Source organism: Gelidibacter sp. (genome assembly GCF_053579655.1).
In genome coordinates this window covers 19,147-44,944 of sequence record NZ_JBMDWE010000026.1, presented here as the reverse complement: position 1 = coordinate 44,944, position 25,798 = coordinate 19,147, and the positions used below count along the sequence as shown (strand labels likewise).

Sequence of the window (25,798 nt, the reverse complement as noted above, 5' to 3'; positions counted from 1 at the left end):
AATGAAAAATATAAAATATTTACTGCTGTCCGCTCTTTTAGTTGTTTTTACAGCGTGTAGTGACGATGAGTATGATCACACCCCAGATGTCGAAGCATTACCAGAGCTAACCGCTGGTTCAGCAAATTTTTCAAAATATGTTGCTGTAGGAGCTTCTTTTACCGCAGGTTATGCTGACGGAGCCGTATTCATTGCAAGTCAAACCAATTCCTTTCCAAATATTTTAAACCAACAGTTCACTACTGTTGGTGGGGGCTCTTTTACCCAACCTTTAAAGAAAGATAATATTGGTGGATTACTTTTTAGCGGCAACGTAATTGCTAATCCACGATTATTTTTCAATGGTACTGGACCGCAACTGTTAGCGGCAACGCCAACAACAGAAGTCTCAAATATACTCACTGGACCATTTAATAACCTGGGAGTTCCTGGTGCGAAAAGCTTTCATTTTGTAGCTCCTGGCTATGGAAATGTGGCTGGAGTTCCAGTTGGAAAAGCAAATCCATATTTTGCTAGAATGGCGTCCAGCGCAAATACAACAATTATTGCGGATGCGCTTGCACAAAACCCTACATTTTTTACACTTTCTGAAGTTGGAGGAAATGATGTTTTAGCTTATGCGACTTCTGGTGGAACCGGAGTTTATCAAGTAGGTAATATGGATCCGGCCACCTACGGTGGAAACGATATCACTGATCCCACTGTGTTTGCAGCTGCATTTCAAGCGTCAGTTGGCGCATTGACTTCTAAGGGAGCAAAAGGTGTGGTTACTAATGTACCTTATATTACAAACTTACCACATTTCACAACGGTACCATATAATCCACTTAGCCCAGCTAATCCATCCTTCGGACCACAAATCCCGATGTTGAACACTATTTTTGGCGCTTTAAATCAAATATTTGAGGCCATCGATCCATCTAGAGTTATTGTTTTCTCGCAAACTGCAGCAAGTGCCGTGGTTATTTATGACGAAGATTTAATTAACATCGCCCCTCAAATTGCTGGTGCTTTAAATGCAAGTCCAACCTTTCCAGCTTTTGTTGCACAATTCGGTTTACCTGCTCAAGCAGCACCTATAGTTGCAGGCCTATTGGCCAATACTTACGGACAAGCGAGACAGGCCACAAAAAATGACTTATTGGTTTTACCAAGTAGCACCGTTATTGGCACTGTTAATATGAGCTCAGTAAAGTCATTGATGGGACAAGGACTATCTCAAGAATTGGCAGGTCAATTTTCAGTAGAAGGTGTTACATTGCCTTTAGCAGACAAATGGGTGTTAACGCCTCAAGAACAATTGAATGTAAAAACTGCTACAGACTTGTACAATCAATCCATTGCAGCGGTAGCCAACCAATATGATTTAGCGATTGTAGATTTTAAGTCTATTTTGCAAACGGCTTCCACTACGGGATATACCGATGGTAAATTTAAATTTACCACAAAATTAGTTACAGGTGGTCTTGTAAGTTTAGATGGCATCCATTTAACATCAAGAGGCTATGCAGTCATGGCAAACGCATTTTTAAAAGCTATTGATGCCAAGTATGGATCCAATTTTGTAGCCGCTGGCGTTAAGGCAGATGTAGGAAATTATCCAACAAACTACAGCGCAACATTTAGATAAAAAAAACTTAAATTTCGATAATAAAACACCTTTCCAAAGAAGGTGTTTTTTTATGCTTAAAAAAGGCTTAAAAGGGTTTCCCTTTTTAATTAAAAACATATATCTTTGCAGCGCGAAAAATAACAGACTCAACATGTTTGCGTAAAGATGTTTTCGTATATTATTCAATTCAACATTAAACATATAAGTAATGTCAAAAGTTACAGGTAAAGTTGCACAAATCGTTGGTCCAGTTATCGACGTAGCGTTTGAAGCGGGTTCAGAGCTTCCAAAAATCTATGATTCTTTAGAAATTAAAAGACCTGACGGTTCTTTATTGGTACTAGAAGTTCAATCTCATATTGGTGAAGATACTGTTCGTACCATTGCTATGGATTCTTCTGACGGATTGAGCCGAGGCACTGAAGTTGTGGCTACTGGCGCTCCAATTCAAATGCCAATTGGCGATGATGTTTACGGTCGTTTGTTTAATGTTATTGGTGATGCTATCGACGGATTGGGTGATTTACCTAAAGCAGGTAACGCTGGTTTACCGATCCACAGACAGGCACCTAAATTTGAAGATCTTTCAACTTCTACAGAAGTTTTATTCACGGGTATCAAAGTTATCGATTTGATTGAGCCTTATGCAAAAGGTGGTAAAATTGGTTTGTTTGGTGGTGCTGGTGTTGGTAAAACGGTATTGATCCAGGAGTTGATTAACAATATTGCAAAAGGTCACGGTGGACTTTCAGTATTTGCTGGAGTTGGAGAAAGAACTCGTGAAGGAAATGACCTTTTGAGAGAGATGCTCGAGTCAGGCATTATTAGATATGGTGACGACTTCATGCAGTCCATGGAAGAAGGCGGATGGGATTTATCTAAAGTAGATAAATCGGTGATGAAAGAGTCTAAAGCAACTTTCGTTTTTGGACAAATGAACGAACCTCCTGGAGCTCGTGCTCGTGTGGCTTTATCAGGACTGACTATTGCTGAGTATTTCCGTGATGGTGCTGGTGAAGGACAAGGAAAAGACGTATTATTTTTCGTTGATAATATCTTCCGTTTTACACAAGCGGGTTCTGAAGTATCGGCATTATTAGGTCGTATGCCATCTGCGGTAGGTTACCAACCAACATTGGCAACTGAAATGGGTGCCATGCAAGAGCGTATTACATCCACAAAAAGAGGTTCAATTACATCGGTACAAGCGGTATATGTACCTGCGGATGACTTAACAGACCCTGCTCCTGCTACAACGTTTGCCCACTTAGATGCTACAACTGTATTATCTCGTAAAATTGCTGAGTTAGGAATTTACCCTGCTGTGGATCCATTGGATTCTACATCACGTATCCTAACTGCTGAAATTTTAGGAAACGAACATTACGACTGTGCACAACGCGTAAAAGAGTTATTACAACGCTATAAAGAATTACAGGATATTATTGCTATTCTTGGGATGGAAGAACTATCTGAAGAAGATAAAATGGCTGTAGGACGTGCAAGACGAGTACAACGTTTCTTATCACAACCGTTCCACGTTGCTGAGCAATTTACAGGGATTCCTGGAGTATTGGTTGATATTAAAGAAACTATCAAAGGATTCAACATGATTATGGATGGTGAATTAGATCACTTACCGGAATCTGCTTTCAACCTTAAAGGAACCATTGACGAGGCGATCGAATCTGGTGAGAAAATGCTTGCTGAAGCCTAAATAAGTAGGCAGTCATCAGTCTTCAGTCCTCAGTGACTGCCGACTGAAGACTGCGGACTGCAAACTATAAAAATATGTATTTAGAAATTGTATCCCCAGAAGCTTCACTTGTTAGCGGTAATGTTGAAAGCGTTACGGTTCCAGGTGTTGAGGGCGAATTCCAAATGTTGAATGGTCACGCGGCCATTGTTTCACTTCTTGGAAAAGGAAAACTAAAATTCAAAGGCAATGCAACCATTGCAGAAAGCCACTCGAGTAGCTTTACTCAAGAAAATGGAAGTTGGGTTATAGAAATCAACAGCGGTACTGTTGAAATGAAAGACAATAAAGTGATTGTATTGGTTGACTAATCAAAACACGCTTATTACAAATAAAAAAATCACGCCCAAAAGCGTGATTTTTTTGCTTTTATACCATGAATCTCTGCTTAAACCGTCTTCGTATATGAATGATTTTGAAACATTATAGGATAGTAATTCTTAATTTATATTCTTAGATAGGTTTGTAAAAAAACATTATTCGGACTTACTGTCGACTATTTTATCAGTGTATTGGACTTCAGGAACACTTCTTAATACTTTGTACTGAATACTTAGTACTGAGAAATCTCCTCTCCTCATCTATACTTTCGAGTTTAACCAACCTGCCCGTTTCTGCTTTATCTTTTTGGTCAATTCTTTGGAATTGCCATCCAAGAACTTCAAACCATAGGACACTTCTGTTGAAATGGTAAGCGGTATTTCTTTTTGATCTTTAAAACGATCAATCAATACCAAGACCTCTTCGCCAACCTTAAACGCACTTAAAACCGCATTGACGTCCATAGTTTCATCAAGTGCAATCGCTCCGATCTTAAGCAGCTTATCTCCTTTTTGAAATCCAGCTTTATAGGCCGAAGATCCCATTTTAGGATTGCTCATAATTTTTTGATTTCTGACGATGGCTCCAAAATCGATGTTAATTTTCGTTTCCAAAGTCACGCCAACCTGTTTTAAAAGTTGCTCGTAATTTGGCATCCCACTTTTATAGATGTAATTATTAAAGAATTCATCGCCAAAGGCCTTTCCTGCAAAAGTGCTTAAGGTTTGATGTAAATCCTCAGCCGTATAAGGGATTTCAGGTTTTCCAAAGTTCTTCCACAATAAGGTCATATAGTCATCCAGATTAAGATTCTTTTCTCTCAAGGATAAATCCAAAGCCAGTCCCAGCATACTACCATAAGAATAATAGGAAATAAAGGTGTTTTCCCGATTGGTTTCATCTACCGATCGTGCCGCATCCGTAAACGGCGCTTGATAACTCATTCCAATAGGATTGAAAAATTGACGCGCAGGTGACGTCCATACGTAATTGAAGGTTCTTGTAAGTCCTTCAAGATATTTCTCTTGACTTATAATGCCAGATCTGACTAAAGACAGATCATCAAAATAGCTGGTAAATCCTTCAGCAAACCACAAATCGCCACTCATATTTGCTCTTGAAAAATCAAAAGGCTCCAATGATTTTGGACGCAAACGCTCCACATTCCAAATATGGAAAAATTCATGAGCAACGGTGCCAATATTTGTTTCGATACCGCCATTCGACAAACTTCTCGAGCTCGGAATTGCAGTTGAATTCCGATGCTCCATCCCATCTCCAGTTGCATTCGGCATATAGCAGCCCAAAAAAGTATATTCGCCATAATCAAAAGTTGGCAATTCGCCGAAGATCTGCATTTGTTCTAAAACTATCTTTTTGATCTTTTCAAAATAAATATCAACCTGTTGTTCTGTGGCGTCATCATCATGCAGTATAAACGTAATGGTCTGCCCCTTTACATCAAAAGAACGTTTTCTAAAGTTGGCAATCTCCACCGGACTGTCCATCAAATATTGAAAATCTTTTGCGTAATAGGTCGTACCGTATTGATGTTTGAGTTGGGTGGCAATCTTCCAATTGAAATCCTCTCGAACATCAAAAGTCACTTCCATTTCTTGGGCTTCAAGTTCTGGAACATAGACGAGTGTTGCCGGCATATTCAAATGCGCATGCGTTTCATCAATCTGGGCATACGTACCATCGCCATGATTGCCAAATAAAGTATAACTGACATGAATGGTGCCGTCCTTGTTTTTAACGCTCCATGATGACGGATTTGGCCTAGTGACCTCGAGTGGATTTCCTTTACCATCGGTAACCTTCACATTGTACACGTTTTTTGCGAATTCGTGCAAAGCGTAGCGACCTGGTGAAGAACGGGCCATAGAAAACTCGACAGCGTCAGATTTCAAATTGGTAAATGAAGCCTGAATTGTCGCTTCATGATGTACGGCATTTTCAAAGGAAATAGTATATTTTGAAGAAATTTGCGCTTGAAAAACGAATGAAGACAAAACAAAGGTCAAGGAGAATAGAATACGAATCATAATTAGCGTTTTTGATTCCCAAATATACGATGTTTTTGATTTTCCTATCTTTCTGAGACCTCATAGTCTCGTCATTTCAAGATTGAAATCCTGAACGGTCTTCGTATATTTACATCATGATTCCGAAAAAACTTCAAGACCAGTTAGATGCTCGCAATGCTGAAATCACTTTCAGAGCATTGGATATGCCACAACTATTGGTGGATTTTGCCTCCAATGATTATTTAGGATTTTCGATGTCCAATGAGATTTTTGACCGGACCCATTATTATTTGGAGAATGAGTTCATCTTTCAAAATGGCTCCAAAGGCTCCTGGCTTTTATCGGGTAATCATCAACTTTATGCCGAAGTAGAAGAGCTCATTTGTGAAACTTATCATTGCAATGCCGCCTTAATCTTTAATTCTGGCTACAATGCCAACCTAGGCTTCTTTTCTTGCGTCCCTCAACACGACGACATCATTTTTTATGATGAACTGATCCATGCTTCAATACGGGATGGAATAGCCATGGGCGAAGCAAAAGCTTTCGCCTTCAAGCATAATGATTTGGAAGATTTAAAGCGCATTTGCCAAAATGAACAACCGCATTTTACTGAAAACACAGAAGTTTATATTGCTACGGAATCTGTATTTTCAATCGATGGGGACACGCCCGATTTAGTGGCTATAGCCGATTTTTGTGAGCTCAACAAGTTTCGATTGATTGTTGACGAAGCGCATGCCATAGGTGTTTTTGGAAAGGAAGGTGAGGGTTTAGTGCGTAGTTTGGGAATTGACAAGTCTGTTTTTGCGCGATTGATCAGCTTTGGAAAAGCCTTAAGCTCACATGGTGCTGCCATTTTGGGAGATCAAGGACTGATAGACTATCTTATCCAGTTCTCAAGTCCGTCCAGCTACACCACGGCTATTGCTCCTCACTCTCTAATGACCATAAAAGCGTCCTATAAAGAATTGGAACTTACACACGCCATAAAAAAACTGAACCAGAACATTCGTTTTTTTAAAGAAAAACTAAAAGAAAATCAACTCGAAAAGTATTTTACAGAAAGTAATTCTGCTATTCAATGCTGTACGATTTCCGATAGTGAAAAGGTCAAAAAAATTGTTCGTCATCTTAATGAAAAAGGCTTTGATCCTGAGCCAATTTTCTCCCCAACAGTACCCAAAGGTCAGGAGCGCATTCGTTTTTGTATCCATGCGTACAACTCAGAAGATGAAATTTCAAAAGTGTTGTCGCTCTTAGCACCCTTTTTCTCATGAAAAATGAAACCTTTACAACAGTGGCTGTATTTCAATATTCTTCGGAAGCGCAGATTATCAAAGGCAGATTGGAAGCCGATGGCATCGAAGTTTTCCTGACGGATAACCTGACCATTGATACCGATCCATTAGTTAGCCGCGCCATTGGTGGCGTAAAGTTGAAAGTCCTCTCCTATCAAGCAACAGAAGCCAAACAGATTTTAAATGCCATCAAACCGTATTCAATTGATGATGAAAGTGAGACTATTCATTGCCCCAATTGCAAGAGCATGCATATCGAACTCTTCTCCACCATTAAAGATGCGAAATCACTTTTTTCATTTATTTATGGCGTTTTATTTTCTTCGCTTCCTTTTCACACGAAACATAGATACCGATGTGAAATGTGTGATACGGAGTTTGATTTAAAGATGAAACGTATTTCGCCCACATTAAGAATAGAACGCTGACCTGCCCGTCCGTTCAGGCGGGTGACGCAGATTGAGCTGCTTTTTAGAGTATTCTTTTAATAGTTATTATTTAAAATTGCATAATAACGACCAACATTCAAATGAAGGATTCTTTGGCTTTAACAAACGAAGCTCCAAAAACAGCAGAAGTTGTGTTAGGGATGGAAGCGACATCCTTTTTGCTTTTTTTCAAAGCAAAAAGATATAGCGGACAGCCCGACCACGCCTTAGCGGGGTAACACCCAAATATTTAACATTCATTTTAAAACAATTAGTTTCGATTCCTTAACTTAGCGCATCTAAATCATAGCGCATTGGCACTAGAACTGCAAGACATTCCTCGCGTAAAGACTATTACCAAGGAAGATTTTTTGAAATACTATTTTAAACCTCAAAAACCTGTGGTTATAGAGCGTTTTATTGAAGATTGGCCAGCTTATGACAAGTGGCGGCTTGACTATATTAAAAAGATTGCGGGAGACAAGATCGTGCCGCTTTATGATGACCGCCCTGTGAGCCATAAAGACGGATTTAACGAGCCGCATGCCAAAATGAAAATGGCAGATTATATTGATCTTTTAAAACGTGAGCCGACTAAGTTTCGGATTTTTTTATGGAATGCCCTGAAAGAAGTCCCACAATTACAGAAAGATTATTCCTATCCCGATTTTGGCCTTAAGTTGATGAAAGGTTTGCCGATGTTGTTTTTTGGCGGCAAAAACTCCCATACTTTCATGCATTACGATATCGATTTGGCCAATATTTTTCATTTTCACTTTGAAGGCAAAAAACTATGCATTCTGTTTGATCAAAAACAGAACGATTATCTCTATAAAATTCCACATTCACTGATTACTCGTGAAGACATTGACTTTTCAAATCCGGATTTAGAAAAATGGCCCGCGCTTAAAAAAGCAAAAGGCTATAGGACAGAATTGAACCACGGCGAAGTATTATACATGCCCGAAGGCTATTGGCATTATATGAAATACATCACGCCTGGGTTTTCAATGAGCTTGCGCGCCATTGCCCGAAATCCAAAAAACTTCGGTCAAGCGGTTTATAATATTTTGATCATGCGCCATTTTGATACTATGATGCGCAAGCTAAAGGGTCAAAAATGGATTGATTGGAAAAATGAAAAGGCAATTAGCAGAACACTCAAGAGTTTAAGCTAAAAGCAAATGCTTTTTAAAAAACATGTTTATCTTTGCCCGAAATTATAATTAAATAACTTACAATGAAAAAATTAATTGTACTCATAAGCATTTTAAGCGTTTCTTTTGCGAATGCACAGGCTTTTAAAGGCAATACCGACAACAAGTTGCAAATTGGCGCCAACTTCCAGGATAAGGCAACAGGAATTAATGTAAGCTATGATTATGGTCTTGGCGAAAATATCTCTGTAGGTGTTTCGGGTGCCTATGCCTTAAGTATAAAAGAAGGATTGGACGCGAGTTTTGGCGACCGTGTGGATCTTAAAGGTCGTTTTAATGCACACTTAGGAAGTGTTTTAAACATTGATGAAAACTTTGACCTTTACCCAGGCTTAAACCTTGGTTTAAAGAATTTTGGTGGTCATGTTGGGGCACGTTTTTTCTTCTCAGAAGGTTTTGGGATTTTCACGGAAGCTGTGTTTCCACTAGCCAGATACAAAACCAATATCACAAATCCGGCGGACTATATCCACAACCAATTTGTGATGAATGTTGGTGCGACGTTTAGCTTATAAAACCTCAGCATAGTTGATATTTAAAACTGTATTGTTCTTAGGAATGGTACAGTTTTTAGTTTTAAGGGTTTAAGTGCGCAGTATTCAGTCCTCAGTTGGCAGTCTTCAGTTGGTAGTCTTCATTATTATGGAATTTGATCACTTTCAAATTTATCCCCAGTTCCTCACTCCTGATACCTCACATCTAATCCCTATTGCCTAATACCTATAAAGCTCATTGACCTTATCATACACCAAATGGCTTTCCCAACCTCTATAAAGGAGGTAATCGGCTAGTTTTTTTCGTTTCTTTAAAAGATTGGTCTCTTTGATGGTTTCCGCTTTTTTTTCGGCGAGTGCATCAAAGGTTTCGATATAGTCCTGATCGGTTATGGTTTGGAGCGCCATGGTGATTAATGTTTTCCCGATATCCTTTTGCTTGAGTTCGCGTGTTAAGCGTTGTTTTCCCCATTTTTTAATTCTGAACTTCCCGCTGACGAAGGCTTTCGCGTAGCGTTCTTCATTTAAAAAATTGTCCTGCATGAGCTTGACCACAATATGATCAATGGCTTCGGGGATCATATACATACTATAGAGCTTCTGAGTGACTTCCTTATGACAGCGTTCTTGATAACTGCAATAACGCTCCATCCGCTTTAACGCCTCCTCAACAGTATAGGTTTTTTTAGTTTCCATATGCAAAAATAGTTACTATTTATTAATTATTATAAAAATCGCAACGTGCTGATTGTAAGGTTATTTAGTCTATATTTAAGTATTTGTATTAGCGACAAATTTTAATAAACGTTCACTATGAAAAAAAAATACTCCCTGGTATTTATCGTGTTGCTATGTTCTGTTTTGTCCGTGTTTGGACAAGTGACAATTTTCTCTGAAAATATGGGTACTCGTACGGAACCCATTACTTCGATCGCAGCCTCAACTTTTCAGAACTCTGAAATTCAAACTTTTATTGGTGATGCCGACACCAGAACCAGCACTACTTCTTCGGGGTATGCCAATGCTTCTGGTGGAAGAAATGTTTTTTTCACTAACACTATTGGTAGATACTTCGAAATATCTGAAATAAACACCATTGGCTTTTCAGACTTGACCCTTACTCTGGGACATTATAAAAGCGCGATTGCCGGCAATAATGAACTGGCCATTGAGGTCAGTGCTGACGGGATAACGTACACACCGTTGAACTATTCAAGAGCAACTGGAAATGGCACTGCACATTGGATTTTGATAACGCCAATTGGCACTATTCCTAGTACCAATAATTTAAGGATACGTTTTACACAAACTTCTGCTTCCACACAATTTCGAATTGATGATATAAATCTTTCAGGAATGGTCACTTCTACCAACTTTGTAGATTTCTGTAATCTTCAGTTTCCCCAAAATGGCAATATTACCGTGGGCACAGCATTCAATGTGTATGCACAAGTGTATGAGGCTGGCGTAACAGAAACGTCGTTTTCACAAGGTACAAATATAGAAGCCTGGATTGGCTATAGTTCAACGAACACTAATCCGAATACATGGACCAATTGGGTTACGGCAACCTACAACAATGTAGCTTCTGGCAATAATGACGAATATGTCGCCAACATCGGGTCCTCACTACCCTCTGGAAATTACTATTACGCCAGCCGATTTCAAATAGACAGCGGCCCTTATCGCTATGGCGGCTATAGTACTACTGGTGGAGGTTTTTGGAATGGCACATCTCACGTCAGCGGGATATTAAGTGTGGATACCGTTGACTTCTGCAACTTACAATTTCCTGGTATGGGCACCATCAATTTAGGAAATCCTTTTGCCGTCTATGGCCAAGTTTATGAACAAGCCGTTACTCCAGGCGCAGGACAAGGCGCAGGCATTGTCGCGCAAGTTGGTTACAGCACAAGCAATTCCAATCCGCGAACCTGGACAAATTGGATTCCTGCCAGTTATAATGCAGCCTGCGGTAATTGCAATTCTGGACAGAATGACGAATATGCTGCCGACTTAGGCAGTGCTATAACCACAGCCGGAACGTATTATTACGCCACACGTTTCAGCTTGAATGGTGGGGCTTGGCTATATGGTGGTATTCTAGCAGATGGCTCTGACGGAAATTTTTGGGATGGAACTACCTATATTTCCGGAGTGCTACATGTTATCACACCAGAAATCAGAGTTGAGGGCAACGTGGGTACTTTTCCAGAAATTGGGAATGGCAACTCGACCCCTCAAGGTACAGACGGCACACTGTTCGCTGCGCAATATATAGAGGCGTCCCAATCAAAATCCTATCGTATTCGCAATCTTGGGAATTTAGATTTGACTGTTTTTAGCGTGTACATCACAGGTGTAAATCCTGGAGATTTTATGATAACCAAAATACCTGACACAACCATTCTTCCGGGAGAATTCTCGATTTTAGAAATTCAATTCTCTCCTTTGGTAGTGGGTGTTAGAAATGCGACAGTTTCCATTGTGAATAACGATAGGGATGAAAATCCCTATACTTTTGCAATCCGTGGTACGGGACTTTGTGTCACCACGAGCAACACCATTACTCCCTCAATTGGCCCGACAGGTACAATTGCGACAATTACTGGAACACATTTCGATGGCTCAACAATAGCGCACATCAACGGTATTTCAATGCCAACAACGTTCATTAATGAGAACACCATAGAAGTGACCATTCCGGCCAATGCCACCACAGGTAATATTGTCATAAAAAATAATCTTAACTGTACAAGCACAACCTCCTTTACAGTTATAGATAATCGCATTAGCGGATGTGAAAGCATAGCCTATCTTTCGGACTTATTTATCAGTGAAGTAACCGATGCAACTGTTGGCGGGCTCAGTTATGTGGAGATTTATAACGGAACTGGCTCCGCAATAGCATTAGGAGGTTATTCAATAGGCATCTACAGCAATGGAGCGGCAACTCCTAGCAGTACCATCGTGCTTAATTCTTTCAATTTGCCAAATAACTCAACTTATATTATCGCTATTGGCGTAGTAAGCAACCCAAGTGATACCAACTCTTGCCTTCAAACTGGAGGAAATGGTCAATTTGCTCATCAAACTAGCGGAGTGAGTGGGATAAATAAGAAAGACAATGAGCATGATGCCATCCGGTTACTAAAATCTGGAGGCACGATAGTTGTTGATCAATTTGGGGTATATATGGACAAGACCTGGATGGATGCGACCATCATCACAGGAGATCGTGGGTTTAATTTTAGACGCTTAAATTCGGCCACATCTCTTCCCAATCCTGATTTTAACCTCAACGATTGGAACATTATCGATTGGGTAGGATCTGGTCGGGGATCTTGTGGCACCAACGATTATTCGGATATTGGATTTTATGATTATTCAGGTGGAAATCCTCCTACTATCACTCTTCAGCCATTAGCACCAAACTCTACATGTGCAGTAACAGCAACTCTATCGGTTTTAGCGACTGAAGGTTTTGACGGTGGTTTTCCTCTAGCCTATCAATGGCATTACAATGCGCCAGGAACATCAAATTGGATAGAAATATTAGATACGAATCCGGATTACTCCGGGCAACAAAGCGAAAGTTTAACCATCCTAAACACCATTGATTTTGACGCTTATCAATATTATGCACAAGTGCGAGAAAATTCTGTAACCTGCTATACCGCAAGCAATGCAGTCCGTCTAAAAATTGACACCACCACTTGGAATGGAAATAGCTGGACACCGACAGCACCAAACACGAGTACCGTCGCCATTCTTAATGGTAATTACACCACCACTCCAGCCACAGGAAGTTTTACCGTCTGTAGCCTGATTATAAATTCGGGATACACATTAAATATCACCGACAACTATTATGTGGAAGCAATAAACGATGTCATTGTAAATGGGAATCTGGTTGTTGAGACTAAGGCCGCCTTAGTGCAAAGAGGCGATGGTATTGATTCAGGGACTTTCACTTTAAGAAACTCAGGGACTTCAAGCGTCAATAAATCGACCTCAGAAAAGCAACATTGGTATGATTACACGTATTGGAGCTCCCCTGTAACCAATGAAACTGCGGAGTTCGTTTTGAGCATGGCATCTCCTAGCAGACGTTTCTATTTTAAGGCTTCAAATTTTGAAGACACCAATGCTGATGATGTCGATGATAACGGCGACGATTGGCAGTTCGCTTCAGGACGGATGTTACCAGGTGTAGGCTACGCTTCTACATCTAATAACTCAGGAACCTTTCCACGGGTTGATACTTCTGTATTTAATGGCGAATTTAACACTGGTGATATTTCTGTCAGCATTCATGGCAATAATTCTACACCTTGGAATGATTGGAACTTTATCGGCAATCCCTACGCTTCTGCTATTGATTTCAAATTAGTCCATAGCGAAAACACGGACGTCATTAGCGGAGCCGCTTACCTATGGTCTCAAGCAAGACCTCCATTGGCTAGCAATCCAGGGAATCAAGTGCTCAATTTTAGTCAAAATGATTATGCGATTATTAGCACAGGAAGCGGAAATATTGCAGGTGGTAAATCAGGAATTCCTTCTGACTTCATCCCTTCTGGTCAGGGTTTCTTTGTCATTGGGATTAATTCTGGCGGAACACTGACTTTCAATAACTCTATGAGAATGGCCGATGACACGAGCAATTCTAAATTTTACAGAAATGGAACAGACACTTTAGCCAACAAATTCTGGATCGACCTCAATTCCGACAATGGCGTATTCAATCAAATCCTAATGGCTTATGTGGAAGGCGCCACTAATGGCGTGGATGGATTTGCCTATGATGTGGAACGCAATCTGTCGAGCGGTTTAAGCGCTATCATTTACACGGAAATCGTGGAAAGCAATAAGAAATATGCTATTCAGGGAAAATCTGTTCATAGCTTATCTTTAGATGAAGAAATACCTATTGGATTTAAATCTTCCATAACACAACCAACCGTATATAAATTGTCCATTGCCCAATTACAAGGCAAATTCTTTAATGAAAACACCATCTATCTTAAAGATAATCTACTGAATATTTACCACGACCTCTCTAGTGCTGAATACAATTTCACATCAGAAACTGGCGACTTTAATAATCGTTTCGTGATTGTTTTTCAAAATGAAACTTTATCTGGAAATGAAATTTCTTTAAACACCAAAGACCTTTCCATTATTGAACACAGCAACGGACAAATTCAATTTTCGATCGGACATAACTTAACCATCAAGTCTGTTGAAATCATGGATCTATTAGGAAGAAGTTTATACTTTTTAAAAGGTAATAGCGGTTCCGAAGTTTATGATTTAAACCAGTTAAGTCAAACAGCCTATATTGCCAAAATAGAACTTTCTAACGGACAAATAATCATCAAACGCGCCATAAAGCGTCATTAAAATAATCATACCAAAACTGACATAATTGTATTTAGCTAAACACCTGATTCAAAACCTGAAGAGATTTTGGTTTCCTGAAATCTGACAGGTGCAATTCAAAATAAAACAGCATCAAGTTCAATAAAGTCTGCCTTTGAGTTGAATTCAATTTCACACTGTTTAATTCATCAAATTTTATACTTAAGAGTTGTTTAATAAATAATAAATTTTCTCCTGAAACCGTATAGGGACTTTGAGGCTTCAGTTCGAAACTTCCAGATCGCAAATTAAAATACGGAAAATCCAATTGGGAAGTATCTGGATAAAAACCTAAGTGCTTGGAGAGTTCCAATAAAAACAACAAATGAAAATTCGCAAACTCGGTTTCATGATCGAGCCACTGTAAGGAAGTTTCTAAAAATTCATATAATAACAAATTAGCTTCTTCTTCCCTTAAACTGGTTGTCAAAACTTCTGACAAAAACATCACAATAGCAGCTTTTAAGATATTGGTGTGCATGCTTTTGTAAGGCACACTTAACTTGACATCTGTAATATAATGCAAGGTCTGGTTTGGCTTGAAATTCTCTTCAATTTCCAATTGTGACAAGGATTGGTAATAGGCAATTTTAGAGTTGCTCTTTTTGCTTTTTAAAACCCCTCGCAACAAATAACTAACCACACCTCTGTTTTTGGTATAACATTTTACAATCACATCATGGTCTCCATATTTTATTTTGGAAAGGACAATGGCGTTGGTTTTAACTAACATAATTTTCTTGAATGATTCAGATTAACGAATAATCAACAATTTTAAGACTTTGGTTTCAAAAGAATCCAAATCAGAAATCATGATTAAATAAACCCCGGAAGCCACAATATTATTGGCCAAGTTTTTACCGTTCCAGATGGCAGTTCCGCCATCAATGGCAAAATTATAACTGGAACGAGACGATCTTAAATTAACTCTAGACTGTGCTTCAGCAACCAGATTGCCTTCAATATCCGTGATTTTGATATTGACATTTTCAGTAATGCCTTTAATTTTAACGCCCTTATTAATATCATTCAAATTGTTGGCACCTAAAATATTATATTCTGGCCGTACTGGATTAGGATAGGCGAAGGCATTTGCTAATACCTCTTCAGCTTTGGAACCTCCTGAATAAAAAGAAACGAGCCCTTTGGACGTCGCGATATAGACCTTTCCGTTTTGGGCATCTATGGAAATGTCCTTAATAAAATTGGAAGGCAATGGGGAATTTTTGGTTGTAAAATGATGAATGGTTTGTTGACCATCAGGAGAAAAATAAAAAAGGCCAGCATCTAAAGTTCCAATCCATTTATTATTGGACCCATCTACTTTTATATCAGTAATGTATTGATTGGACAACAGCTCTTGAGGAATACCATCGTCAAGAACGACAATTTCCTTAACCGTCGGATTGGGTGCGTCAAAAAAGTTGGCCGTATTATAAAGTACCCTCAGGCCTTTAATAGTCCCAATCCAAATTTGATTATTATTGTCAACTGCAACCGCACTCACCACATTATTGGGCATGTTTTGCTCTTCAGAATTCAAGTTTCTAATTTTGTTGCCGTTTTCATTATAACCGATGAGACCTTTGTAAAAGGAACCGATCCACTTGGTGCCATTTCTGTCAATTGCCAAATCGCCAAAACCCAATTCATCAAGTAAAGCATCCTTTATAATTTCTTTAAAACTATAGCCTTTCCATTGTTTTGTGCTGGGATTATAAGATTTTAAAGCCTTATCTACACGACTGTTCATTATCCATAACAACCCATTTCTATCAAACTCAGATCCTGATATCCGTACAGAAAAATAAGATGGCGAACCTGGCAGAATTAACGATTCCAGTCCACTGTTGTTTTGATCTAGCAATATGGTGGGCAAATCATTATTAAGCTCTAAAATGCCCTGCTGAAAGGCACTAATAAAAACTTGAGATGGATTGAAAGGATTAACCGCGATATAATTTAGATTCTTAGCGGTTAAAAGATTATCGTATTGGATATTTTTCCAGAATTCCCCAATCAAATGACTTACTCCATAACTACGAACAGGATCCGGATTATAGGATTGCGTATAATCGCCAAAGGTCACCCAAACATTATTATTTCCAGCTTCAATTTTAAAAGCATCGTTCATAAGTGGCCCATCAGGTCTTATCGTTTCATAATTGGAAGGGTCTGCCATGGATGTTTTAAGAACTCCAAGTGAGCTTGTTCCTATGTAAACATGTTCATTTGTAACCGTTGCACTCGTGAAAAGCGTATTATAGTTGGAGGTCAACGATGCTTTCGCCAATTGCACAAAGGCGCTATTATAGACGTAAACATTATTTTTTGTGGTCACGACCAAATTATTATTCATTGATTTAGTGTCCAAGGGTACATCTGAATAACTAAATAAATTTGTAAATACGTCATTTGAAATTTCATAAATAACGGCATTGGCATTAACCGCATACAGGCGATCTCCCACACTCTCAACCGAATTGAAATTCCCATTATTTAAGGTTTGCCACTGTTGATAATCAATAAGATTTGGGTTTGATAATTGCGCTTTTTTTATAGCGCTATTGTTTCCGCAGGCCGCATAAATGGCATTATTGTATATTGTAGTTTGATTGACCTTAATTTGACTGCCGCCATTGCCGATAAAATAGGAATCACCAAATTCAAGGCCTTGTAAATCGTAAACAGAAATTCCAAAATCTGTAGAAACATAAGCCACCCCATTATGAATATTAAAATGGTTGATGCGTTTCAGATTGGGAGGAATGGTTTGCTTCTCCACAATATCGACTACCGATAAAATCTTATTCTCTGAGCCCGAAACAACCTCAATGAGTCCGTTTACATAACCAATCAATAAGATTTCGTAAGCCTCACTATAGGCAATGGTCGTAATGGTTTGACCTGTCAACCCTTCAATCGTGGTTATGGTCTCCATGTCCTTGCTTGACAAATCATAGGTGAAAATGGCATTTTCAGAAGCCCCGTAAACTTTATTATTGCCTATGGTAACATCCTTGATATTATGATAAGAAAAATAACCTTGCCATAATGCTGAGAAATCCTGCGCATGAGATGAAAAGGCACAAAAAAATAGAAAAACCGTTGTAATCTGTTTTATCATAGCACACTAATAGAAGTCAAAGATATTTATTACTAACGACAATTTTGAACTATTCATCTCAAGAACATAAAAAAGGCTTCCCAAATTTCTTATGGAAGCCGCTAATCTTTTATCTTTTATGATATTAAACCACACCCTGAGCCAACATGGCATCTGCTACTTTGACAAAACCAGCAGTGTTTGCCCCTTTCACATAATCAATAAAGCCATCCTCTTGTTTACCATATGTCACACAGGATTCATGGATGTTGTGCATAATATCCACTAATTTCCCATCGATTTTTTCTCTATCCCAACTTAGTTTCAAGGCATTTTGACTCATCTCCAATCCCGAGGTTGCCACACCACCAGCGTTTGCAGCTTTTCCTGGTCCGAATAAAACCTTTGCTTTTTGAAATGCTTCGATGGCTTCTGGAGTGCATGGCATATTAGCACCTTCTGCAACAGAAATAACCTTGTTTTTAATAAGTGTTTTAGCCTCTTCCTCATCCAGTTCGTTTTGGGTGGCACATGGCAAAGCAATATCACACTTTACTGCCCATGGACGCCCTTCATGAAATGTTGCTGAGGAATAGGTTTCTGTGTAAGCACTTATTCGACCACGTTTCACATTTTTGAGATCCATTATAAACGCCAACTTATCAGCATCTATCCCATCAGGATCATAAATATAACCCGAAGAATCAGACATAGCCAATACTTTTGCGCCATATTCTGTTGCTTTTTCACAAGCATATTGCGCCACGTTTCCTGCACCAGATATGACAACTGTTTTTCCATGTAAGGTGTCATTTTGAACGGCCAGCATACTTTTAACAAAATACACACAACCATAACCGGTGGATTCTGGTCTGATCAAAGAACCGCCATAAGCAATTCCTTTCCCAGTCAAAATTCCGGTAAACTCATTTCTTATTTTTTTATACTGACCAAACATATAGCCAATTTCTCGTGGCCCAACGCCAACATCTCCTGCGGGAACATCTGTATTGGCACCTATATGGCGATACAATTCATTCATAAAAGACTGACAAAAACGCATCACTTCATTATCACTTTTCCCTTTCGGATCAAAATCAGAACCACCTTTACCACCACCCAAGGGAAGTGTTGTGAGCGAGTTTTTAAACGTTTGTTCAAATCCTAAAAACTTAAGAATACTCAGGTTTACCGTTGGATGAAAGCGCAATCCCCCTTTAAAAGGACCTAAAGCAGAATTGAACTCCACTCTAATGCCTCTATTTACTTGGATATTGCCTTTATCATCAACCCATGGAACCCTAAAAATAATCGTACGCTCAGGTTCTACCATACGCTCCAATAACATTTTACCTTGGTATTTAGGATTTTCTTCTATAAAAGGGAGAATGGTTTCGGCCACTTCATGTACTGCCTGTAAGAATTCTGGTTCGTTGTTATTATTTTTTTTCACGTAATCTAAAAAGGATGCGATTTTCTCTCTCATATATTGATTTATTATCAGCAATTACACCGTTTATACCTACAAATATACGTCAAATCAAGGTTAACAGTAAATTATTCTTAACCAAATACTGAAACAACTAATTAAAATTACATATTTCATAATTCAACCTGCATTCATTATCCTTTTATAGGATTTCTGATGAAAAGAGAGGTCAAAAAAATCAATATCTCAAAACTCAAATTAAATCTCTTTACACAACCTTCACGTTGTGAATGTTTTGTTTGGAAGTTAAGTCAGTTTTCATATATTTGTTAACACCAACTCCCTATTAATAAAATAAACTATATGGCGCTTAGTTTGAAACAGATAACCTTTATATCTATTTTTATTATGGGTATTTCAAATGGGGTTGCACAAAAATGGTTTTCAAATGAGATAGGTATAATAGCCGGTCCTGTAGCTTTTCAATCTGATTTTGGCGAACGCCGTGATTTTGAAACCAACGCTGGTAATACAGGTTTTGGTGTAGGTCTTGTACATTTCATGAACTTTGAATACAGAGGGAGTCGTTATGATCCTTACAGATATTTTTTCGATCATTTTAAAGTACGTAGCGAAATTTCTTGGAATAAAACCGAACTAAACCATTTCGGAAAATGGGTAGCTCCGGAGAAAACAGGGGAATATGCCGACAAGTTAAGAGCGCATTCCGGGGAGTCCAATAATTTTGATATTGGAATGCAGTTAGAGTATTTTCCTTTTAGCCTTAAGGAGTTTTCATATGCACGAAATGTCCTGACTCCTTTTATCAGTTTCGGCGTCCATTTTACGGCATACAATCCTAAAGTATTCACCTCTTATGGTGATGGGAATCCCAATAATCTGGATAATTTTTATACCCCATGGTACCGCTATTCGGATGGAACGGTCAGAGATCCTAAGTTCATAACCTCTAAAAACGGCATAGCTTTCTCCATTGTAGGAAGTGTTGGCTCACGTTATAAATTGACATATTTGTCGGATTTAATAATCGACTTAAGATGGCAACATTATTTCAGCGATAAAGTGGATGGTTTAAACCATAAATTAAAGTCTAACAAATCAAATGATTATTTGATGTGGTTGAATGTTGGCTATGTTTACTATTTGGAATAAAACCAAGAATTTCACAACATAACAAAAGACCAAGTTTAAGCTTCTCGGTCGTTTTTGTTAATATAATTAGCGTTTAACTACCCTATCGCCTGTTCTAAATCGGCTATCAAATCGTGTATATCTTCAATACCAACACTCAGTCTTATTAAAGAATCGACAACCCCTGTTTTTTCACGTTCTGCTTTAGGAATACTGGCATGTGTCATGCTTGCTGGATGTCCTGCAAGCGATTCTACACCGCCCAAGGATTCCGCTAATGTGAAGATTTTGAGTTTTTCTACGATTTTTATGGCTTCCTCATAATTATTTCCTTTTGTGGTAAAGGACACCATGCCTCCAAAATCCTTCATTTGTGCTTTTGCAATAGCATGATTGGGATGATCTTCAAAACCTGGCCAATACACGTCTCCTATTTTTGGATGCTTTTTTAAATATTCAGCAACCGCCTTTCCATTTTCACAATGCCGTTGCATTCGAACGTGCAAGGTTTTTATCCCACGCAACACCAAAAAACTATCCTGCGGTCCGCACACCGCACCACTTGCATTTTGGATAAAATACAATCTTTTTGCTAAGTCTTCATTATTTACAATCAGTGCCCCCATAACCACATCACTATGGCCTCCCAAGTATTTTGTAGCCGAATGCATTACAATATCAGCACCTAAATCCAACGGTTGTTGCAAATACGGCGTCGCGAAAGTATTGTCAACCGCTAACAAAATATTGTGCTTTTTGGCAACCTCTGCGACCGCTTTAATGTCAATAATATTCATCATCGGATTTGTAGGCGTTTCGATCCAAATCAACTTGGTGCTGTCCTTGATATAGGATTCAATTTTTGATGCGTTTTCCATTTCAACAAAATGGAATTTAATCCCAAACCCTTCAAAAATCTTTGTGAACAACCGGTATGTTCCGCCGTAAAGATCACTTGTGGAGATAACCTCATCTCCTGATTTGAGAAGCTTAATGACCGCATCAATAGCCGCCAAACCAGATGCAAACGCCAAACCATGGCTGCCGTTTTCAATACTAGCAAATGAATTTTCCAAAGCCGTCCGCGTGGGATTGGCACTTCTGGAATATTCATACCCTTTATGACCTCCAGGCGTCAATTGCGCATAGGTTGTGGTTTGATATATTGGTGGCATTACAGCGCCATAGGCCTTGTCAGGTTCTTGATTGCCGTGAATGGTTTTTGTGTTGAACTTCATAAAACATAATTTTATTGATAACAAATCTAATCTTTAATTGGTTGGTTACAAAAGGATGTAATACCTTTATTGATTGTTTAATAAATGCCCAGAAACCTTGAAAAAAATAAGCTTACTTTTTATAATTGCCTTAATAATTTCGGCCTGTAACAAGGACGTTAAACTGAAATTTGAGCCACAACTTATTGAGAAATCAGAAGACGCCTCAATTGTCATTAACTACCCAAAAGCCATCGGTACAAAAGCTATTGCTGAAAAAATAAATCACCAAATTGAACACGTCATTGCCAGTGAAATGAACATGGCTGAAACTCATGAAAACAACATGTCGGTTACTGAAGCCATTTCGGAGTTTGACAAGGAATACAAAGCGTTCAAAAAAGACTTTCAGGACAGCAGCCAAAAATGGGAAGTAAAAATTGACGGGGAAGTGATCTATGAATCTCCAGAGGTTATTTGCGTGAGTCTTCAAACGTATATTGACACTGGCGGCGCCCATGGCAACGGTGGGGTTACCTTTCTCAACTTTAATCCTGAAACTGGAGCAATGTTAGATCAAAATGACATCATCAACAATCAAGCTCAATTCAAAAAGATTGCTGAAAAAGCATTTAAAGACCAAACAAAACCCAAAGACAACAACGAGACCATTGAAGATTTTTTCTTTGGTGAAGGCTTTCAACTTCCTTCCAATATAGGGTTTACCGAAGATGGCTTGGTGCTTCTTTATAACAATTACGAAATTGCGTCTTATGCGCAAGGCATTACAGAAATCCTATTGCCTTACAGCCAAATCAAGGATGTATTGAAAGTAAATCCATAAAAAGACACTCTATTTACACGCATTTCACTCTAACACCAACCCTTATTATATCATCATTAAATCAATCGTTTTGAAAAAAATATATTATTTAAAAACTTGCAGTACCTGTATCCGAATCATGAAGACTTTAGAGTTACCATCTGATTTCATTCTCCAAGATATTAAAACCGAACAAATTACTCCTACTCAATTAGAAGAACTGCATAAGCTTTCGGGCAGTTACGAAGCCCTATTCAGCAAACGTGCCCAACAGTACAAAGCCTTAGGACTTAAGGACCAAAATCTGACAGAAAAGGATTTTAAAAAGTACATTCTACAACATTATACCTTTTTGAGCCGACCTGTAATTGTAGTTAATGACCAAATTTTTATTGGCAACAATGCTAAAATCGTGGAAGCCGCGAAACAAGCGATTCATGAAAGCTAGAAATGTTGCACAAATTGCTGCATTTACTATTTACTTAATAAATGCTTTTAGCTAAACGCCAACCAAAAAAATCTTTGGGGACTGCTTTACATAAAATATGATCAATGGGATTATCGCTATTTTGATCTCGTCGTTTATTCGGTAACCAAAAAACTAAGACTTTAAATTAATTGGTTTCTTCCCGAATTTGCGCGTATCCTCCTTAGTCAAAACTTGAAAATCTTCCGATTTTGGAAAACTATTCATTTCGGCTAAAAACTCGGCTGGTAAGCCTGTCAATTCGCGTGTCCTTAAATTAATCCATGCGCCTAAAAGCTCACAATTCGCTAAATTTTCTCCTTTATCATTATAGATATTGTGCTCAATCTTAAAAAACATTCCATCTTCACTCAAACCCTTGACTTCAAGACTTACCCGAATTGGTGTCCCTAAAAAGGCTTCTTTATAATAATAGATATGCTCGTAAAAAACGACGGGGCTGATTTGATTCTTAATCAGATTGGCCAAAGAAAAATTATGATCTTCAAAAAAGGCCACACGGGTATGGCTCATAAAGTTCACATAAGCTGAATTGGCTAAATGCATATTAGCATCAATATCACTCCATCGTATTTCAAAATCCTTTAAGTACATATTTTTAAGCATATAGATAATAGACTTTAGATTATAGGCCTAATTTCAAAAAAACAGGCTGCAATTCAAAAGGCTATTATGCGGTTACTAATTAATAAGAACACAAATTTAGAGGTTTTAAATCCTTTAAGCACATTTCCTCTGATTTATTAACCTGCTAAAACTGATGATTTTCATTACCTTTGTGCAACTTTTAAAATAGGTCCATGATACAATCCATGACAGGATACGGGAAATCTGTATTGCAGCTTCCTTCCAAAAAAATCTCCATTGAGGTAAAATCGCTTAACAGCAAAAACCTCGATCTGAATACCAGAATGCCTTCTTTATACAGAGAAAAAGAACTGGACATTCGCAAATTAATTGCTTCAAAACTCGAACGAGGCAAGATCGATTTTTCATTGTACATGGAGATTACTGGCGAAGAAACCTCAACCCAAATCAACAAAACAGTTGTCAAACAATACATCAAGCAATTGAAAGACGTTGTGGACGGTGACGAAACCGAATTGCTAAAAATGGCCATTCGTTTACCAGATGCTGTGACCACTGAACGCGATGAGATGGATGAAGATGAATGGGATGAAATAGCCGCAGAAATCAATAGCGCTTTAGATAAAATACAACAATACCGTTTGGACGAAGGCAAAGTTCTCGAATCAGAATTTCTTGATCGTGTAAAAAACATTTCAGACCTATTAGATGAAGTTATCGCTATGGATCCTGAACGGATTGAAGGCGTGAGAGAACGCTTAAACAAAGGTGTTGCTGAATTAAAAGAAAAAGTAGATGAAAACCGTTTTGAACAGGAATTGGTTTTTTATATTGAAAAATTTGACATTACCGAAGAGAAAGTACGCTTGAAAAATCACCTAGATTATTTCATAAAAGCAATATACAGTGACGATTCCAACGGAAAAAAATTAGGATTTATCAGTCAGGAAATGGGCCGTGAAATCAACACAATTGGCTCAAAAAGCAACTATGCGCCGATGCAAAAGCTAGTCGTACAGATGAAGGATGAATTGGAAAAAATTAAAGAGCAATTGCTAAATGTGCTTTAAAGATTAAAAAAACAGAGACTGATTACCCTAAAAATATATTTGTGACCGAACTCAATGACATCCCCAATCACGGTAAACTTATCGTATTCTCGGCCCCTTCTGGCTCGGGAAAAACAACCTTAGTAAGACATTTACTCCAACAAGAAGAACTCAATTTAGAATTCTCTATATCTGCCACTTCGCGAGAGAAAAGAGGCACTGAAACCGACGGAAAGGATTATTATTTTCTCGACACCCAAGCTTTTAAAACTCACATTAAAAACGATGATTTTTTGGAGTGGGAAGAAGTATATCGCGATAACTTTTACGGCACTTTAAAATCTGAAGTCGAACGTATTTGGGCGAAAGGAAAAAATGTGATTTTCGACATTGATGTTTCGGGAGGCCTTCGTATTAAAAGAAAATTCCCGGATCAAACGATTGCTATTTTCGTAAAACCGCCAAGTATTGATGAACTAAAAATTCGTCTTAAAAAGCGTCAAACAGAAAGCAATGACAAAATCAACATGCGTATTGCAAAAGCTTCTGCTGAATTGGCAACTGCGCCATTATTTGATGTGATTGTTATTAATGATGATCTTGACAAAGCCCTTGCTGAATCGTATAAATTAGTTTCAGATTTTGTAAAAAAAGATTAAAAAAAATAGATAGAGATGAAAATCGGACTTTATTTTGGCACGTTTAACCCCATTCATATTGGTCATTTAATTATTGCCAATCATATGGCGGAGTATAGTGACCTTGACCAAATCTGGTTTGTGGTCACCCCTCAAAGTCCGTTTAAAGTCAAAGCTTCAATGCTCGATAACCATCACCGTTTTGAGATGGTTTATCGCGCTACAGCAGATTATCACAAACTCCGGCCAAATGATATTGAATTTGGCTTACCGCAGCCCAACTACACTATTGACACGCTTACCTATTTACAGGAAAAACATCCAAAATATGAGTTTGCGTTGATTATGGGCGAAGACAATCTGAAAAGTTTTCATAAATGGAAAAACTACGAATTGATCTTGCAAAACCATAATATCTATGTCTATCCAAGATTGTCAGATGGCGTGATTGAAACCCAATTTGACAAGCATCCAAAAATCCATCATGTGGATGCACCAATCATGGAATTATCCTCTACATTCATCAGAAATTCTGTCAAAAAAGGCAAAAATGTTAGGCCTATGTTACCCGAACAGGCTTGGGAATATTTGGATGAGATGAATTTTTACAGATAAAATCCCTGCGTGATATATTGAGCCTGTCGAAATAAAGCAGGGGTCTCATGAACATACTCTAAATCTAGAATTAAAACCCAATCCTTCAACGTTCAATAAGGAGAATACAAG

General features: G+C 38.4%; 22 protein-coding genes. 15 read left to right on the top strand and 7 right to left on the bottom strand.

Going from position 1 to position 25,798, the window contains the following annotated elements:
* The first annotated feature begins 1 nt into the window (after position 1).
* From ACOH2D_RS13330 to ACOH2D_RS13320, 3 genes are all read left to right on the top strand, one after another.
* Positions 2-1,630, top strand: a complete 1,629-nt coding sequence (locus tag ACOH2D_RS13330; RefSeq protein WP_449535535.1) for an SGNH/GDSL hydrolase family protein — start codon at positions 2-4, stop codon at positions 1,628-1,630.
* Between the two features lie 190 nt (positions 1,631-1,820).
* Positions 1,821-3,329, top strand: a complete 1,509-nt coding sequence (atpD, locus tag ACOH2D_RS13325) for a F0F1 ATP synthase subunit beta (RefSeq protein ID WP_348034693.1) — start codon at positions 1,821-1,823, stop codon at positions 3,327-3,329.
* A 74-nt stretch (positions 3,330-3,403) separates the two neighbouring features.
* Complete coding sequence (locus ACOH2D_RS13320; protein WP_449535534.1) at positions 3,404-3,679, top strand: F0F1 ATP synthase subunit delta/epsilon; 276 nt, start codon at positions 3,404-3,406, stop codon at positions 3,677-3,679.
* Between the two features lie 270 nt (positions 3,680-3,949).
* Here ACOH2D_RS13320 and ACOH2D_RS13315 read toward each other — a convergent pair whose 3' ends face one another.
* The gene (locus ACOH2D_RS13315) at positions 3,950-5,737 is read right to left on the bottom strand and encodes a M61 family metallopeptidase (protein WP_449535533.1); all 1,788 of its coding nucleotides are present in this window, start codon (positions 5,735-5,737) and stop codon (positions 3,950-3,952) included.
* Between the two features lie 116 nt (positions 5,738-5,853).
* Here ACOH2D_RS13315 and ACOH2D_RS13310 point away from each other — a divergent pair, with 116 nt between their 5' ends.
* From ACOH2D_RS13310 to ACOH2D_RS13290, 5 genes are all read left to right on the top strand, one after another.
* Positions 5,854-6,999 carry an aminotransferase class I/II-fold pyridoxal phosphate-dependent enzyme gene (locus tag ACOH2D_RS13310; protein WP_348035138.1) on the top strand — a complete coding sequence of 382 codons (1,146 nt, stop codon included), beginning with the start codon at positions 5,854-5,856 and terminating at the stop codon, positions 6,997-6,999.
* A complete protein-coding gene (locus ACOH2D_RS13305) occupies positions 6,996-7,448 on the top strand; it encodes a DUF2007 domain-containing protein (protein WP_348035139.1) in 453 nt (150 codons plus the stop codon). The genes ACOH2D_RS13310 and ACOH2D_RS13305 overlap by 4 nt, the downstream gene beginning before the upstream one ends.
* A 113-nt stretch (positions 7,449-7,561) precedes the next feature.
* Positions 7,562-7,687, top strand: a complete 126-nt coding sequence (locus ACOH2D_RS13300; RefSeq protein ID WP_348035140.1) for a hypothetical protein — start codon at positions 7,562-7,564, stop codon at positions 7,685-7,687.
* 75 nt (positions 7,688-7,762) lie between these two features.
* Positions 7,763-8,626 carry a cupin-like domain-containing protein gene (locus ACOH2D_RS13295; protein WP_449535532.1) on the top strand — a complete coding sequence of 288 codons (864 nt, stop codon included), beginning with the start codon at positions 7,763-7,765 and terminating at the stop codon, positions 8,624-8,626.
* Between the two features lie 62 nt (positions 8,627-8,688).
* Positions 8,689-9,180, top strand: coding sequence for a DUF6646 family protein (locus ACOH2D_RS13290; protein ID WP_348035142.1), 492 nt, complete (start codon positions 8,689-8,691; stop codon positions 9,178-9,180).
* 198 nt (positions 9,181-9,378) lie between these two features.
* On the opposite strand, the gene ACOH2D_RS13285 is transcribed toward ACOH2D_RS13290, so the two are convergent.
* Positions 9,379-9,855, bottom strand: a complete 477-nt coding sequence (locus ACOH2D_RS13285) for a regulatory protein RecX (RefSeq protein ID WP_348037258.1) — start codon at positions 9,853-9,855, stop codon at positions 9,379-9,381.
* Positions 9,856-9,972: 117 nt separating this feature from the next.
* Here ACOH2D_RS13285 and ACOH2D_RS13280 point away from each other — a divergent pair, with 117 nt between their 5' ends.
* Positions 9,973-14,565 carry a RemA C-terminal-like gliding motility protein gene (locus ACOH2D_RS13280; protein ID WP_449535531.1) on the top strand — a complete coding sequence of 1,531 codons (4,593 nt, stop codon included), beginning with the start codon at positions 9,973-9,975 and terminating at the stop codon, positions 14,563-14,565.
* Between the two features lie 31 nt (positions 14,566-14,596).
* On the opposite strand, the gene recO is transcribed toward ACOH2D_RS13280, so the two are convergent.
* The 3 genes from recO to gdhA form a co-directional block, all read right to left on the bottom strand.
* The gene (gene recO, locus ACOH2D_RS13275) at positions 14,597-15,316 is read right to left on the bottom strand and encodes a DNA repair protein RecO (protein ID WP_348037262.1); all 720 of its coding nucleotides are present in this window, start codon (positions 15,314-15,316) and stop codon (positions 14,597-14,599) included.
* 21 nt (positions 15,317-15,337) lie between these two features.
* On the bottom strand, positions 15,338-17,710 hold the full coding sequence (gene porZ / locus ACOH2D_RS13270) for a type IX secretion system anionic LPS delivery protein PorZ (protein WP_449535530.1): 2,373 nt from the start codon (positions 17,708-17,710) through the stop codon (positions 15,338-15,340).
* A 124-nt stretch (positions 17,711-17,834) separates the two neighbouring features.
* Positions 17,835-19,175: an NADP-specific glutamate dehydrogenase gene (gene gdhA, locus ACOH2D_RS13265; RefSeq protein ID WP_449535529.1), complete on the bottom strand. Its 1,341-nt coding sequence runs from the start codon at positions 19,173-19,175 to the stop codon at positions 17,835-17,837.
* A gap of 306 nt (positions 19,176-19,481) precedes the next feature.
* On the opposite strand from gdhA, the gene ACOH2D_RS13260 reads away from it, so the two are divergent.
* Positions 19,482-20,291: a THC0290_0291 family protein gene (locus ACOH2D_RS13260; RefSeq protein ID WP_449535528.1), complete on the top strand. Its 810-nt coding sequence runs from the start codon at positions 19,482-19,484 to the stop codon at positions 20,289-20,291.
* Between the two features lie 77 nt (positions 20,292-20,368).
* Here ACOH2D_RS13260 and ACOH2D_RS13255 read toward each other — a convergent pair whose 3' ends face one another.
* On the bottom strand, positions 20,369-21,508 hold the full coding sequence (locus tag ACOH2D_RS13255) for a cystathionine gamma-synthase (protein ID WP_449535527.1): 1,140 nt from the start codon (positions 21,506-21,508) through the stop codon (positions 20,369-20,371).
* A gap of 97 nt (positions 21,509-21,605) precedes the next feature.
* Here ACOH2D_RS13255 and ACOH2D_RS13250 point away from each other — a divergent pair, with 97 nt between their 5' ends.
* Both ACOH2D_RS13250 and ACOH2D_RS13245 read left to right on the top strand, forming a co-directional pair.
* Entirely contained in the window at positions 21,606-22,331 is a 726-nt protein-coding gene (locus ACOH2D_RS13250; RefSeq protein ID WP_449535526.1) for a DUF3298 and DUF4163 domain-containing protein, read from the top strand.
* Between the two features lie 70 nt (positions 22,332-22,401).
* Complete coding sequence (locus tag ACOH2D_RS13245; RefSeq protein ID WP_449535525.1) at positions 22,402-22,758, top strand: arsenate reductase family protein; 357 nt, start codon at positions 22,402-22,404, stop codon at positions 22,756-22,758.
* 153 nt (positions 22,759-22,911) lie between these two features.
* Here the strand turns inward: ACOH2D_RS13245 and ACOH2D_RS13240 are convergent, their stop codons facing one another.
* Positions 22,912-23,391, bottom strand: a complete 480-nt coding sequence (locus ACOH2D_RS13240; protein ID WP_449535524.1) for an acyl-CoA thioesterase — start codon at positions 23,389-23,391, stop codon at positions 22,912-22,914.
* 206 nt (positions 23,392-23,597) lie between these two features.
* Between ACOH2D_RS13240 and ACOH2D_RS13235 the strand changes: the two genes are divergently transcribed.
* The 3 genes from ACOH2D_RS13235 to nadD are packed head-to-tail and all read left to right on the top strand — an operon-like array spanning position 23,598 to position 25,687.
* A complete protein-coding gene (locus ACOH2D_RS13235; protein ID WP_449535523.1) occupies positions 23,598-24,455 on the top strand; it encodes a YicC/YloC family endoribonuclease in 858 nt (285 codons plus the stop codon).
* 41 nt (positions 24,456-24,496) lie between these two features.
* The gene (gene gmk, locus ACOH2D_RS13230; RefSeq protein ID WP_348035302.1) at positions 24,497-25,093 is read left to right on the top strand and encodes a guanylate kinase; all 597 of its coding nucleotides are present in this window, start codon (positions 24,497-24,499) and stop codon (positions 25,091-25,093) included.
* Positions 25,094-25,108: 15 nt separating this feature from the next.
* Entirely contained in the window at positions 25,109-25,687 is a 579-nt protein-coding gene (nadD, locus tag ACOH2D_RS13225; protein ID WP_348035303.1) for a nicotinate (nicotinamide) nucleotide adenylyltransferase, read from the top strand.
* The last annotated feature ends 111 nt before the right edge of the window (positions 25,688-25,798 follow it).